Source organism: Streptomyces sp. NBRC 110035 (genome assembly GCF_000829695.1).
Lineage (GTDB): Bacteria > Actinomycetota > Actinomycetes > Streptomycetales > Streptomycetaceae > Streptomyces.
This window is the reverse complement of sequence record NZ_BBNN01000025.1, coordinates 149,412-162,777: the sequence shown is the minus strand read 5'-3', so window position 1 is coordinate 162,777 and position 13,366 is coordinate 149,412. Positions and strand designations below refer to the sequence as shown.

Below are 13,366 nucleotides of genomic sequence, written 5' to 3'. Positions count from 1 at the left end.
CTTCGTTCGCCCTGGCTAGCGGTTCCGGGTGGTTCCGAGTGGTCCCGAGCGGTCCCGACTTGCTTTACGCGCTGTAAGGCCGGTGGTTCCGTGTGGTTCCGAGTGATCCCGAGGGGTGCGTGTGGATTCTTCGCGGATTCCTGCCGTAGGCGATCACTGAACGGCACGGAGTCCACTTCCCTCCTCCCCGCCGCCGGTGAGCGCGTTGCGCACCCGCTCCTGCGCGTCCTCGCTGCCGTGGGTGTAGATCCAGGTGACCTTCCCGCCGCGCTTCTGTCCGAGGTGCGCCTGGGTGTCGACCTCGGCGACGCCGGCGTGGTGGAGGCGGCTCGCGACGTCGTGGCGGTACTCGTACAGCCGCGGCCACCACTCCCACTTCCCGCTCTCCGTGTTCTTCACCTTGCGGGCCACGCCGGCCTGGACGATCGCCCGCTTCCACGGGCGCTGGAGATTGTTGGTGTTCAGCGCGCCGCCTCGAGGCCCTCGGAACACGAGCTCCTCGGCATGGAGGTCGTAGGGGTCGTCGCCGATCGCAGACCGGGTCGCCTTCGGCTTCCACTTCTCCTTCATCCAGCGGATGGCCTCGAGCGCCGTCGGTGTCAGCGCCACCGTGCGGAAGCCCGCCTCGGTCTTGGGCGCCTCCTGCCGGCACAGTCGCCCGTCGTCGGAGACGAGGATCTCCTTGATGTGCGCGACCATCCGCTCCTCGTCGACGCAGTGCAGGCGGAGGCCTGCGTACTCGCCCGGCCTCAGGCCCGTCTCGTAGGCGAAGTCGCGCAGGATCCGCTGGTAGTACTGGGGCAGGGCTGCGTGAATGAGCGCGTACTGGGCCCGCGTTGGAGGCGCCAGATCGTCGGGGTGCTTGGCCCGCCGCGGCGCCGTGACCTCCAGGTGCTTGGCCGGGTTCACACTGATCCGCTCGCCGTCCTTGATGGCGGCGTCCAGGAGCGCGACAAGCAGCTGCTTCACCTGGTTCTGGGTGCGGTGGCCCTTCACGTCCTGGGTGAGCCACTTCTGTAGGGCCATGTACTCCAGGTCGATCAGGCGGTAGCCGGACCACTTCGGTTCGACGTGGGCCCGCCAGACGCTGAGCTTGCGGTTGCGGGTCCTGATCGCCCCCTTCTTCCCCTCGACCTCCCAGAAGTCGTCCCACCAGGCGCCGAGCCGGATCTTGCCGCGCTCGGGGTCTCGGTAGGTGCGCTGCCGGACAGCGGTACGGGTCTCGTCGAGGAACGCCTCCGCGGCCTTCTTCCCACCCTCTTTGAGGGGGAAGTTCCTGGCCTTCTGCTTCCCGGCGGGGTCGCGGTAGCGGGCCTGCCAGGAGCCGATGCAGTCCCGGCGCGGTCGGCGCTCGCCGTGCTGCTGGGGCGGGTACTTCTCCATGCAGGCCGGGCAGCCGCATGTCTTCTGCCGCAGCTGGCGCGGATTGTTCGTGGCCCTACGCGGCATGGTGCCTCCCGGTCGTGGCGGGGGCCTGTGTGATGTGCACCTGGATCACCTCGGTCTGTCGGTGCTGGGTGGCGTGTGCGGCGGTGAGGTCGATGTCCTCGCCGCACCAGCAGAGTGCACCGAAATTGTCTTGAGGCACGCCGAGTTGGCGGAGTACGGCTCGTACTGCGCGAAGTGTGAAGAGGACAGTGGCGCCCAGGTCCTCCGGGATGGTGATCACTTGCCGGACGGCATCCCACGGGTCGACGATCTGGTGGCGCGGTGCGTACTGGACGCGGATGCACATGGGCATACTCCCCCGACTGCGGTGACGCGTGTAGCTGGTGAGACCGGCGGGGGAGGACGTCGATCAGGTGACCGACCGTACTCCCGAGATCCACGTTTCGCGACCAGTGCGACCACAGTTTCTACACATCTGTCGTGAGTTGGCCGAGGAGCCTTTTGCTGAGACTTCCGAGCCAGGCAGTTGGTTGCACGCAGAACTAAAAAGATGCGACGGGTCAGCGCTCGTTGGCGTCCGCTACCGCCCTGGCCTGGATCAACAACATCTCTTGCTGCTCTTCAGTCAGCCGGTCGAGCACTTCGAGGGCCTCGGCTCGCTTGTCGCGCGAGAGCGGGGTGGGCGCCCGCTTTCCGATCGAGGCAAAGAGCCTCTCCTCAGTGAAGCGAGGGAACTCCACGGCGAGCCGGCGGATGGCGGCGGCGCGAGGGTTGGCCTTGCCGTGGGCCCAGTTGTTGACCGTGGACACGTGCGCGTCGATACGGCGCGCGATCTCGCTCTCGCTGACGTTGTAGTCGTCCTTGAGCGCGCGGAGGGCCTGCGCGAAGGTCTCCCCCCCGGCAGGGGCGATGTGCTCATGGGTGTCCACGCGGCAAGCCTGCCCTCACCTTCTACCTTTCGCAAGTAAAAGTAGAAGGTATGGCGGGAACCTGACGGCGCGCGACCCGCCGAATACGCGCCGTTGCGTACCGATCAGCGTCGGCGCACGCCGGAGCCGGACACGCACCTCCCCTGCACCGCTCGGAGCCACTCGGATGAACTCGGAGCCACCCATTGACACGGATTCGATTTCGATAGTAGAAATATCGAAGACACCCCGCCCGGGGTGCTCTCAGCCATCACGGCACGAGGTCCCTTTATGCCCAAGCTGCACCGCAAGGCCGACGGCCAGCCGCTCAGAGACGCCATGGCCCGCGCCGGCCTCTCCATCCCCCAACTCGCCGAGGCGACGCGGCGGGTGGACCCGGCCGGGAAGGGCATCTCGGCGGCCACCGTGGGCCGGCTCGCAGGGCAGGGCAAAACGGCCCGCACGGCGTGCGAGCTGAAGACGGCCTGGGTCATCGCCTCCGCGCTGCACGAGGAGACGAACACCCCCCTCCAGGACCTCTTTGCCATGCCCGAAGCTTCGACTTCGAGAATCGAAAGGTCAAGCCCCGATGCCGACGAAGAGTGACCGCCGCGTCCCCCTCCCGGCCGGCCTGATGCCTCTCCTCACCCAGCCCGAGCTGGAGACCTACTACCAGGTCTCCGACTGGACCGTCCTGCGCTGGATCGAGGACGGCATGCCGGTGGAGCGGCTGAAGTCGACCGGCCAGAAGAAGGAGGTCCGCCGCTTCGACCTGACCGCCGTGAAGGCGTGGATGGCGGAGCAGGACCAGCTGGCCGCGACGGCCTGATCCCAAACATGCCGAAGGGCCGCCTGACTGCCAGGCCTGGCGACCCCTCGACTCCGGACCGCCCCGCACCACCGGGGCGACCTCCACAACCGCAACACCCAGAAAGAGAGCAGTCGTGTTGACCCACGTTACCCACAAGATCACCCGGGAGGGATCGGGCCCCGAGCTGGTGGCCCGAGCCGTCGCGGGTGACCGAGCGGCCTTCGCTGCTCTGTACAACGAGTACCGCGGCGAGGTGTACACCTACCTCCTCAGCCGGACCCGGGACCAGCAGCTCGCCGAGGACCTCACGCAGGAGACCTTCCTGCGCGCCCTCCGCCGCATGGACACCTTCAGCGGCCCGCGCGCCGGTGGCTTCGCGGGCTGGCTGGTCGTCATCGCCCGGAACATCCACCTCGACCACGTCAAGGCCGCGCGGACGCGGCTGGAGGTCCCGGTCGCCGAGACGCCCGACGCCGGCCAGCGTGACCGGTCCGCCGAGGCGTCCGCCCTGCGGGACCTGGACGTCGCGGAGGCGGCCGAGACGGTGGCGTACGCGATGCGGACGCTCAGCCGACTCCAGCGCGAGTGCATCGAGTTGCGGTACTTCGAGGGCCTGTCGGTGCCGGAGACGGCCGCCGAGCTGGGCAAGAAGACCGGCGCCACGAAGACGCTGCAGTTCCGGGCAATCGCGAAGATGCGCGCCGAGCTGGCCGCCGAGACCCCCGGGGCGGTGGCGGCGTGAACAAGAACCTCCCCCACGCCATCGCGATCATTCGCGAGGCCATGGCCGCAGGCGGTAGCGCCCCGGAGATCGCCGCCGCGCACGCCCTCAACAAGGTCGGCCTCCTCGTCGACACCGAGCGGACGCGCGGCCTCATCCTGCGCCGTACGCCCGCCGGCGGGTGGATGCCGCGCCCGCCGGTCGACCCGGAGCTCACGGACCTGGAGCAGCAGGCTGTCGCCTGGGACCAGGCGTGCGAGCGCGCCCGCCAGGTCGCCGCCGGCATCCAGGAGCAGATCGGCGACCGCGTCGAGTTCCAGAGCATGCAGGTCGAGGGTGACCGGGTGCTGGTGTCGCTGCACATCACGGATCTGTCCCAGTGGGCGGGCTGGCGCCGGTATTTCGGTGTCACGCACGACGGTGAGCAGCCGTTGCCGTACGTCGTGGGTGGCGAGGGCTACCGGGACGGCGTGCGGGTGTCGGTGCTGGCGTACGACCTGCCGGAGGTCCGTACCCGGGCGGTGCGGTCCGCGGGGCGCCCGTTCGAGTTCGAGGGGCTGGTGTACGACCTGGCGCTCCCGCAGCGGGACGCGGTCGGTGAGTTCTGGTACTTCCAGGGCGAGCTCGCCGAGGACGGGATGCCGTTGCTGTCGCAGGACGGCCGGCCGGAGCGCTGCACGCTGGCCAGCCTCGTGGCGCAGGCGGGCCCGTTGACGGCCATCACGGCCACCGAGGGTGGTGAGACCGCATGAAGCGCAAGTTGGTCGACCACTTCGCGGTCGCGGCCCACTGCCGTGCCACCCCCGGCCAGTGGCAGCCCGTTGGCGAGTACAACTCCAGCAGCACCGCCTCCTGCATCGAGTACAACATCCGCACCGCCAGGGTCCCCCGCTCCGGCTCGCGGTCGGCGTACCTCCCGGCAGGGGCGTACGAGGCCACGCGTGTGCTGACCGAGTACGGCGCCCGGGTCGAGGCCCGCTACGTCGGTAAGGACGGTGAGACCGCATGATCTCGAAGCTCGCCCTCACGGCAAAGAAGGTCATCGATGCGGCGTGGCTGCACGGACCGTCGTACGACCTGTCGTCGCAGGCCGCGTTCGCGCTGGAGTCGTCGCAGCTGCTCCAGTCGCCGGAAACCGCGGCTGAGGTGGAGCGGCTGCGTGCCGAGCTGGCGCAGCGGACGCAGGACCTCGCCGACGTCCACGCCGACCGCGAGAAGCTGCGCGCCCGGGTCGACGAGGTGGTGGCTCAGCGCGACGACCTCCTGGTGGAGTCGGCGACCGCGCCGGACCCCACGGACGGCAACGAGCCCTTCGTGCCGCGCACCGAGCGGGAGTACTGGGCCGCGATCGCCGACGCCCTCAACGCGGCCGCGGGCATCGGGATGCCGGTCGGTATCGACCTCGACGGCACCCTCACCGACCACACCGCGTGGTCGGTGGTGTGGGACCGGGACACCGAGCAGTGGACGGTCGCCGGATACGAGGACGACGACGCGTCCACCCCACCGGCGGACGGGATCACCCAGCTGATCGCGCCGGTCCAGGCCCTCCGCGAGGAGTCCCCGGCCGCCCACCTGGCCGGCCTCCTCAGCGGCTCGCAGCCCGACGTCACCGCCGCCGAGGTCCTCGACGACCACACGATCCGCCTCACGGTCCGGCCGCACGACTACGCCGCCTGGTCCTGGTGGCTGACCCGTCTCCGGGTCAACGTCGCCACGATCACCGCGCGCGGTGCGGTCACCACCGGGACCGGCGAGCACCAGGGCGTGACCGTGCACCTCCTCGGTGAGGGCATGACCGGGCTGATGCTCGCCGCCCGGGACGGTGAAGACCGGTGAGCGCGTACGCCCGCGCCTACCGGGCGCTCACCACCGGCCGGCCGCTCCAGCCGGGCGAAGCCGCGCAGGTCCTCGCCGCCCTCCGCACCGAGTACGGCGCCGAGCTCGCGACCGCCCTGGCCGCGCACGCCAAGGACCAGTACGGCACGAAGCCGTCCGACACCCAGGCCGACGAGCGCCGCAAGCGCCGCGCCTACGGGGCCGTAATGCGCGCCGCCAAGCTCGCCCGCGACATCGCCGCAAGCCCCTTCCGAGCCACCATCCCGCCGCAGACCGGCACGAACAGGAACGACTCATGAGCACCTTCACCTTCCAGCCGGCCACCCGCGAGACTGCCAAGGCCCGCATCGCCCTCCAGGGCCCCGGCGGCTCCGGCAAGACCAAGACGGCCCTCCGCATGGCCGAAGGCCTCGCCGCCGGCGGACAGATCGGCGTCGTCGACACCGAGCGCGGCTCCGCCCTCAAGTACGCCCCCGTCCCCGGCCGCCCCGACATCGAGTCCCACACCTTCGCGCACCTGCCGATGGCGTTCTGCTCCCCGGAGAACCTCATCGCCGCCGTCCGCGCCGCCGAGGAGGCCCGCCTCGCCGTCCTCATCATCGACAGCTGGTCGCACTTCTGGGCCGGGAAGGGCGGACTCCTCGCCCGCGTCGAGGAGGAGGGCAAGAAGATCAACGGCGGGAAGTTCTCCGCCTGGGCTCCGGTGAACGAAATGGAGCAGGACATGCTGGACGCCCTGCTGCACTTCCCCGGCCACGTCATCGTCACCATGCGGACGAAGAACGACTACGAGCTGGCCAACGGCAAGGTCAAGAAGCTGGGCGTCAAGACGGTCCAGCGTGAGGGCGCCGAGTACGAAGTCGACGTCGTGATCGACATGACCGAGGGCACCGGCACCGTGACCAAGACCCGGTACACGCCGCTCGACGGCGCGTGCGTGCACCACCCCGGCCCCGACTTCGCTGAGGCGATCCTGGAGCAGCTCGGGCAGGGTGTGGACCCGATGCAGGTCATCGTGGACGCGCTGGTCGCCGACGGGCTGACGTACAAGCGGGCGCTGGAGCTTCATGGCCAGGCGCAGGCGCGGAACCTGCTCGGTGCGGACCTGCTGCACCCGAAGACCGGCGAGCCCGCCAAGCTCGGGGACGTCATCCGGGAGTACGGCCAGGCCGTCAAGTCCGCGGCGACGCCCGCCACTCCGGCGGCTGTGCCCTCGCCGGAGCAGAGCACCCCGCCGGCCTCCACCGAGCAGGACCAGGGTCCGGCGCCCGTCTCCGCCCCGCAGATGCGGATGATGCACGCCCTCTTCAACCAGCTCGAGATCAAGGGCCGCGAGGACCGACTGCGCGCCATCTCGCTGATCGTCGGCCGCCGGATCGGCTCCGCCAACGAGATGGCGTTGGACGAGGCCAAGACGCTGCTCGACACACTCACGAGCTTCGGTGAGCGGGACAACGCGGCGGACGAGTTCGCCGCGTTGGTCCAGGGCCTGGAGGACGACGCCGCCCGGCTCGCCGCCGACGCCGCCTGAGTCCGTCACTGACCGCGGGCCCGCCCCGACCCCATGCGGGGCGGGCTCGCACCCCCGAAAGGAGGTGCACCCCAGTGGTGACCCCAACTCTCGAGCAAGCCGAGGCGATCGATGCGTACGGCGACGGGCTGGACCTTGTCCTCCAGGCCGGCGCGGGCTGCGGCAAAGCACTTCGCACCGACCAGCCCGTGCTCACGCCGACCGGCTGGCGCCCCATCGGCACCCTCGCCATCGACGACCCCATCATTGGACGCGACGGCCTCATTTACGAGGTCTCCGGCGTCTATCCCCAGGGCATCCGCCCTCTGTACGAGTTGCGGTTCTCCGATGGCGTCACGGTGATCGCTGATGCCGAACACCGCTGGCTCGTCCAGTCCAACAAGCAGCGAGACCGGGGCACGCCCGGCCAGGTGCTGACCACCGCCGAGATCCTCGCCCGCGGCGTAGCACGTCCTGGCGGCGGCGGCCGGTGGTTCGTGCCCATGCCCGACCCCGTGAAGCTGCCCGAGGCGGAACTGCCGCTCGATCCGTGGCTGCTGGGCCTTCTGCTCGGCGACGGCTCACTGAGCGGCACCGTCACCGTCACGACTGCGGACGCGCAGATCATCGATCGCGTGCGTGCTCTGGTCGATCCTATGGGCGTCGTCGTGTACGACAGCGCGGGCCGTTACGGGTACGGCCTGGGCGGACGCCAGACACTGCCTGGGCGCCGCGGATTCTGGAACCCAATCGTTGACGCGCTCCGCTCACTCGGGTTGCGCGGCCTTCGGAGCCACGAGAAGTTCGTGCCGGACCTCTATAAGTTCGCGTCGGCCGACCAGCGCCTCGAAGTGCTCCGCGGACTTCTGGATGCGGACGGGCACCGGGCGCACGGAGACGCTGCGGAGTACGTCACCACCAGCCTCCGGCTGGCCGAGGACGTCCGCTGGCTTGTCCAGTCGCTCGGCGGCACGGCGACTCTGACGGAGAAGGCCACCCGGCGGAAGCTCGCATACCGGATGCGGATCAAGCTGCCCGCACACCTGGTGCCGTTCTTCCTGGAGCGCAAGGCCTCCGGCTGGTGCGAGGGCGCGCGGGTGGCCCCGTTCCGGGCGATCCGGGCGATTACTCCAGTCGAGCCGGACGAAGCCGTATGTATCAGCGTCACCGCGCCGGATCACCTGTACCTGACGGCGGGCTGCGTGCCGACGCACAACTCCAGCACGCTCAAGCTCATCGCGCAGTCCGACCGGCGCCGCCGGATGACGTACGTCGCCTACAACACCGCCATCAAGAACGACGCCGCGAAGTCGTTCCCGGCCGCGGTCGCGTGCAAGACCGGCCACGGTCTCGCCTTCGACCCGCGGTACGGCCGGCGTCTCCAGCGGCCTCGGCAGACGGCGCACGAGGCCGCTCAGGCCCTCGACGTCCGGTCCGTGCTCGGCGTCATCGGCGCGACCCCGACGATCCGCACCGACACCGGCGGCCAGAAGGCCATGACCTTCAAGATCATCATGCGGGTCGCGCTCGACACCGTGACCCGCTGGTGCCACAGTGCCGACGACGAAATCACCGAGCAGCACGTCCCGCAGTACGACGGCCTCACGAAGAAGCGAGCGCGCGCAGAGCTGGTGCAGCTCGCCTTCCCCGTCGCCCGCGCGGCCTGGGCCGACCTGGAGAACGACGACAGCGTCCTCAACCTGACCCACGACCACTACCTGAAGATGTGGGCGCTCTCGAGGCCGACGATTCCGACGGACGTGGTGCTCCTCGATGAGGCGCAGGACACGAACGACGTCCTGTCCGGCGTCCTCCTGGCGCAGGAGCACGCACAGCGCATCGCCGTCGGCGACTCCGCACAGCAGATCTACAGCTGGCGCGGCGCCAAGGACGCGCTCGAGGGCTTCGTCCGCGAACTCGCCTGCCCGCAGCTCACCTTGTCGCAGTCGTTCCGGTTCGGTCCGGCGATCGCCGCCCGCGCCAACGTGTGGCTGCGGCTGATCGACGCGCCGCTCCGCCTCACCGGCTGGGACGCCGCGGACTCCACCGTCGGCACGCTCGCCACCCCGGACGCAATCCTCTGCCGCACCAACGCCGGCGCCATGGACATCGTCATGGAGGGCCTCGCCAACGGCCGGAAGGTCGCCCTCGTTGGCGGGGGCGGCGACATCAAGCGCCTTGCCTGGGCCGCCGAAGCACTCCAGGACGGCCGCCCGACCGACCACCCCGAGCTGATGGGTTTCCCGTCCTGGGACGCCGTCCGCCAGTACGCCGCCGAGGAAGACGGCTCCCTCGAGGTCCTGGTCAAGCTCATCGACGAGCACGGCACCGACAGCATCATCGCCGCGGCGGACGGGCTGTGTTCGGAGCAGCAGGCGGAGCTGGTCGTCTCGACCGCGCACCGGTCGAAGGGCCGCGAGTGGCCGGCCGTCCGCATCCACGCCGACTTCCGGGCGCCGAAGCCGGACCAGAAGACCGGCCTGGTCGTCCTGCCCCGGGAGGAGGCCCGCCTCGCCTACGTGGCGGTCACCCGGGCCCGGAAGCAGCTCGACGACACCGCCCTCGCCTGGGTGTCGACGGTGGCGGCGGTGACCGCATGATCTCGATTACGCACGTAGCGGCCGCTCCCACCGTGTGGATGGCCACCTCGGAGGGCCTGGTCTGCCTGGACCTGATCGCCATCGAGCGTGCGGCGAACGGGGGCCGGGAGGGCTGGACGCTCACCGAGGACGAGGCCTGGTACGCCGCCTCCCTGCTGTTCGAGCGGGGCGTACTGTACTCGGTCATCGCTCGCCGCCTCGGGATCAATTCGGCGAAGATCCGGGCCTGGTTTCCCGACCTGGCTGTTCCGGCCGACGAGTGCATGTCCCGCACCGGCACCCGCAAAATGCCCGCCGGCCGGACCCCGGTGTGCGGCACCCGGAAGGGGTACGGCCGGCACCACCGCCGCGGCGAAGCCCCATGCCAGCCGTGCAAGGACGCGAACGCGGTCGCGGACCGCTACTACCGCAAGCACGGCACCTACATCGGCGCCCCGGAGGTGGCCGCATGAGGGACCGGGACTGGGAGCTAGACGCTGCGTGCAGGGGCGGGGACCCCGAGATCTGGTTCTGCCAGGGGAAGGCCGCTGAGGCTCTGGCCATTTGCTGGGCCTGCCCGGTGCGGGAGGCATGCCTGGAGGCCGTCCTCGTCCGTGAGCACGGTCTCGGGAAGAGCGCGCGGGACGGGATCGCGGGCGGGCTGTCGGCCGGGCAGCGGTGGCAGCTGGCCCGTGAACAGAAGACCGCCGGGGAGTCGAGGCCGAAGCGGGTCGGGACGCGTTGCCGGGAGGAGCGTGGAACCTCGGCTGGCTACCGCCGGCACCAGCGGGCTGGCGAGGCCGCGTGCGACGACTGCCGTGCAGCGTACCGGCTCTATCACCAGGCGTACCGGCTCAGTTAGCTCCGGTGGCCCGGCGGATGACATCCGGCCGCCGGGCCACCGGCCACCACCAACCCCACGACCAGAGAGGAGGACAGCAGATGTCAGGCAGAACGCTTCGGGTCGGGGGCGATCTTCGCAACCCACTCGCGTGTGAAGCCGGTCAACTTCGCCATGTGCGAGGGGCCCTTGCCCGCCGCGCGCCCCTCAACAAGAAGGCTGCGCAGGACTCCACCAGTCGACCGTGCTCCACTTCGGCCTGCACGGCGACGATCTCGCGAAGACCCAGGCCAACGAAACCCTGGCGATGGTCGAGGACGCGTGGGCTAGGTCCTTCATGGAATCGGCCGGGTACGGACCGTCAGAGCAGCAGCGGCAGGACCTTAGGGACTCCCTGGACAGGGTCAAGGGGGCCGGCCACTTGGTTGCCGATGTGTGCGTCGCGGCCGCCACGGCTGGTGCCTACCAGGACCCCAACCTGACCACCTGCCTGCCGCGCCACCTCTCCGCCGTAGGAGCGGCGGCACACCCGATCTCTTCCTGACGCCTTTCACCTTCTCCGGAAAAGAGAGCAGCACGTTGACCATCAACGCCATGCACTGGGTTTGGAACCATTCCCAGACAAAGGGAAACCCTCGCATGGTGCTGCTCGCTGTCGCGGACAAAGCCACTGGGCCAGATTGCCGGGTCCGCATGGGCACCACCGAATTCCGTGCCCGCCTCAACGCCTCCCGATCTGTCGTCCAGCACGCGGTCGACAAGGCGCTGGAGTCCGGCGAGCTGGTCGAGGTGGAGGCTGCTGTCGGCAGTCGTCCGGCGATGTACGAGCTGCCGTTCGCCGTGGGGTACACGCGTCCTTCCCCTGGCACTACCGGCCCGGAATCAGGGCCGGTAGCCGATCAGCAGGGGCCCGGAATCAGGGCCCCTAGCGGAAACGCTAGGGGCCCGGAATCCGGGCCGGGGGGGCCCGGAATCAGGGCCTCTAGGGGCCCTGATTCCGGGCCCCTCAACCAAACCACTCCGACCAGGAGTGAGAGCAAGCAAGCCCCGCAGGCCCCACCCGACACCGGCACCCCCATCCCCCCCAACGCCCGACCCCTCGTCGACGCCCTCACCGCAGCCGGGGTCATCGTCCGCTGGAACCTCACCACCCCCGAATGGTTCGTCCTCGAAGCCCTGATCAAGAAAACCGGAATCGAGGCCCTCGCCGCATTCGCTGCAAAGCAGGCCGGAAGCCGAGAAATCAGCTACGCCCGATACTTCCTCCCCGGCTGGAAAGAGCTACCTCCGCTTCCTTCCCCCGGCTCTAAACCGCCGACTACACCCCCACCACGGCGCGCCCCCGGCTACCAGCCCTTCCAGTGCCCGCCCGAAGAGGCCTACGAAAACGACCTCGGATTCTGAAGGAGTTGACCCATGGCTGAACCCCAGACGATCGGCGAGAGCCCCACCCATCAGGTCTCCGAACTCGCCCGCCTCATGGCCCGCATCAAGCAGATCCGGCCGAACGTCACCGCCGGGCCCGTCGACAACACGCCCACCCCTGACGAGCCCGGTCACCCGGAGTACCACCGCCGCCAGCGCGCAGCCTTCGCCCTGGCCCGCTGGACCACCGCGGTCCCCCGCCGCTTCCGCGACGCGGCCGCGACGGAAACCGAGATCACCGAATGGGCCGACACCGTCGTCGCCCACCCCGAGGCCGCCGGCACTCTTGTCCTGCGCGGCACCATCGGCACCGGCAAAACCCACCAGGCGTACGGCGCCCTCCGACGGATCGCGGAAGCCGGCCCGAAGCGCTTCGAGATGATCGCCATCACCGCGCCCGACATGTACGGGCTGTTGCGCCCCGGCGGCTCTCCGAAGGGCATGGAGCACGAGCTGCGCCGCCTCACCCGCATCCCGCTGCTCCTCCTGGATGACCTTGGCACCGAGAAGCTCTCGGAATGGACGGAAGAGGCCACGTACCGACTGCTGAACGAGCGCTACAACGAGTGCCTCCCGACGATCGTGACGACAAACCTGCCGGTCCGGTCGCCCGTCGATGACGAAGGCCGCCCGACCGCCCCCGACTTGACGTCGCGTCTCGGTGAGCGCCTGGCCTCCCGCCTCGCTCAGGACGCCACCGTCGTCACCCTCACCGGCCCCGACCGCCGCCGCCAGTCGCGGAGCGCGGCATGAACTATCGGTTCCCGCAGATGGCCGTCCGCTGCCCCTGGTGCAAGGCCGCCGCCGGCGAGTTGTGCACGAACCCGCGCGGCACGGTGGCCCGGCGTGCGGACACGCACGACGCCCGCCGACTCGCCTGGGCCATGACAACCGGATGCGCTGAGTGCCACGCCCCCGTCGGCCAACCCTGCACCACCCAGACCGACGGCCACCAGATCGCCCTCCCCGACACCCACCCCACCCGAACCCCGACACCAACCACCACGCCATGAAACGACTCCTCCCCTGCCGGGACTGCCGACAGCCCGTCCTCTGGACCATCACCGAGGCCGGAAAGCGCCTCCCCGTCAACCCCGACCCCGACCCCGCCGGCAACACCGCCGTCCGCTGCGACGGCACCGGCGCCTGGCGCTCCCGCCGCCCCACCGACGAACTCCCCCTCATGGCCTGGGAGCGACTCCACAAGCCCCACATCGCCACCTGCCCCACCCGGGCCCAACAGCTCCCCCTCCCCGTCGGCGTAACCAGCCTCGCCGCACATCGTCGGAAGAGGAGGCAGACCCGATGAAGTGCCGCTTCTGCCCCCGCCGCCTCCGCACGAA

At 70.0% G+C, this 13,366-nt stretch carries 18 protein-coding genes; 15 read left to right on the top strand and 3 right to left on the bottom strand.

Annotated elements, in window-relative coordinates; translation table 11 throughout:
- Positions 1 to 153: 153 nt before the first annotated feature.
- The 3 genes from TU30_RS15870 to TU30_RS15860 form a co-directional block, all read right to left on the bottom strand.
- Positions 154 to 1,449 carry a tyrosine-type recombinase/integrase gene (locus tag TU30_RS15870; RefSeq protein WP_052479822.1) on the bottom strand — a complete coding sequence of 432 codons (1,296 nt, stop codon included), beginning with the start codon at positions 1,447 to 1,449 and terminating at the stop codon, positions 154 to 156.
- Positions 1,439 to 1,735: a hypothetical protein gene (locus TU30_RS15865; protein ID WP_052479821.1), complete on the bottom strand. Its 297-nt coding sequence runs from the start codon at positions 1,733 to 1,735 to the stop codon at positions 1,439 to 1,441. Before TU30_RS15865 ends, TU30_RS15870 begins: the two co-directional genes overlap by 11 nt.
- A gap of 214 nt (positions 1,736 to 1,949) precedes the next feature.
- Positions 1,950 to 2,318: a helix-turn-helix transcriptional regulator gene (locus tag TU30_RS15860; protein ID WP_042170196.1), complete on the bottom strand. Its 369-nt coding sequence runs from the start codon at positions 2,316 to 2,318 to the stop codon at positions 1,950 to 1,952.
- Positions 2,319 to 2,588: 270 nt separating this feature from the next.
- On the opposite strand from TU30_RS15860, the gene TU30_RS15855 reads away from it, so the two are divergent.
- The 15 genes from TU30_RS15855 (at position 2,589) to TU30_RS15785 (ending at position 13,332) form a co-directional block, all read left to right on the top strand.
- Complete coding sequence (locus TU30_RS15855) at positions 2,589 to 2,903, top strand: hypothetical protein (RefSeq protein WP_042170193.1); 315 nt, start codon at positions 2,589 to 2,591, stop codon at positions 2,901 to 2,903.
- Positions 2,887 to 3,126 (top strand): hypothetical protein, encoded by a 240-nt coding sequence (locus tag TU30_RS15850; protein WP_042170190.1) that lies wholly within the window; start codon positions 2,887 to 2,889, stop codon positions 3,124 to 3,126. Before TU30_RS15855 ends, TU30_RS15850 begins: the two co-directional genes overlap by 17 nt.
- A gap of 115 nt (positions 3,127 to 3,241) precedes the next feature.
- Positions 3,242 to 3,850: an RNA polymerase sigma factor gene (locus tag TU30_RS15845; protein ID WP_042170188.1), complete on the top strand. Its 609-nt coding sequence runs from the start codon at positions 3,242 to 3,244 to the stop codon at positions 3,848 to 3,850.
- Positions 3,847 to 4,581, top strand: coding sequence for a BN159_2729 family protein (locus tag TU30_RS15840; RefSeq protein ID WP_052479820.1), 735 nt, complete (start codon positions 3,847 to 3,849; stop codon positions 4,579 to 4,581). Before TU30_RS15845 ends, TU30_RS15840 begins: the two co-directional genes overlap by 4 nt.
- The gene (locus TU30_RS15835; RefSeq protein ID WP_042170185.1) at positions 4,578 to 4,838 is read left to right on the top strand and encodes a hypothetical protein; all 261 of its coding nucleotides are present in this window, start codon (positions 4,578 to 4,580) and stop codon (positions 4,836 to 4,838) included. Before TU30_RS15840 ends, TU30_RS15835 begins: the two co-directional genes overlap by 4 nt.
- Positions 4,835 to 5,668, top strand: a complete 834-nt coding sequence (locus TU30_RS15830; RefSeq protein ID WP_042170184.1) for a hypothetical protein — start codon at positions 4,835 to 4,837, stop codon at positions 5,666 to 5,668. The genes TU30_RS15835 and TU30_RS15830 overlap by 4 nt, the downstream gene beginning before the upstream one ends.
- Positions 5,665 to 5,967 (top strand): hypothetical protein, encoded by a 303-nt coding sequence (locus tag TU30_RS15825; protein ID WP_042170181.1) that lies wholly within the window; start codon positions 5,665 to 5,667, stop codon positions 5,965 to 5,967. Before TU30_RS15830 ends, TU30_RS15825 begins: the two co-directional genes overlap by 4 nt.
- Positions 5,964 to 7,199, top strand: a complete 1,236-nt coding sequence (locus TU30_RS15820; protein WP_052479819.1) for an AAA family ATPase — start codon at positions 5,964 to 5,966, stop codon at positions 7,197 to 7,199. The genes TU30_RS15825 and TU30_RS15820 overlap by 4 nt, the downstream gene beginning before the upstream one ends.
- Positions 7,200 to 7,273: 74 nt before the next feature.
- Entirely contained in the window at positions 7,274 to 9,778 is a 2,505-nt protein-coding gene (locus TU30_RS36050) for an LAGLIDADG family homing endonuclease (protein ID WP_158719330.1), read from the top strand.
- Entirely contained in the window at positions 9,775 to 10,230 is a 456-nt protein-coding gene (locus TU30_RS15810) for a hypothetical protein (RefSeq protein WP_078878304.1), read from the top strand. Before TU30_RS36050 ends, TU30_RS15810 begins: the two co-directional genes overlap by 4 nt.
- Positions 10,140 to 10,619 carry a WhiB family transcriptional regulator gene (locus tag TU30_RS38300; RefSeq protein ID WP_078878303.1) on the top strand — a complete coding sequence of 160 codons (480 nt, stop codon included), beginning with the start codon at positions 10,140 to 10,142 and terminating at the stop codon, positions 10,617 to 10,619. The genes TU30_RS15810 and TU30_RS38300 overlap by 91 nt, the downstream gene beginning before the upstream one ends.
- A 223-nt stretch (positions 10,620 to 10,842) precedes the next feature.
- Entirely contained in the window at positions 10,843 to 11,142 is a 300-nt protein-coding gene (locus tag TU30_RS15800; protein WP_042170176.1) for a hypothetical protein, read from the top strand.
- Positions 11,143 to 12,014: 872 nt separating this feature from the next.
- Positions 12,015 to 12,776, top strand: coding sequence for an ATP-binding protein (locus TU30_RS15795; protein WP_042170174.1), 762 nt, complete (start codon positions 12,015 to 12,017; stop codon positions 12,774 to 12,776).
- The gene (locus TU30_RS36045) at positions 12,773 to 13,036 is read left to right on the top strand and encodes a hypothetical protein (RefSeq protein WP_158719329.1); all 264 of its coding nucleotides are present in this window, start codon (positions 12,773 to 12,775) and stop codon (positions 13,034 to 13,036) included. Before TU30_RS15795 ends, TU30_RS36045 begins: the two co-directional genes overlap by 4 nt.
- Positions 13,033 to 13,332: a hypothetical protein gene (locus TU30_RS15785; RefSeq protein WP_042170169.1), complete on the top strand. Its 300-nt coding sequence runs from the start codon at positions 13,033 to 13,035 to the stop codon at positions 13,330 to 13,332. Before TU30_RS36045 ends, TU30_RS15785 begins: the two co-directional genes overlap by 4 nt.
- Positions 13,333 to 13,366 lie beyond the last annotated feature (34 nt).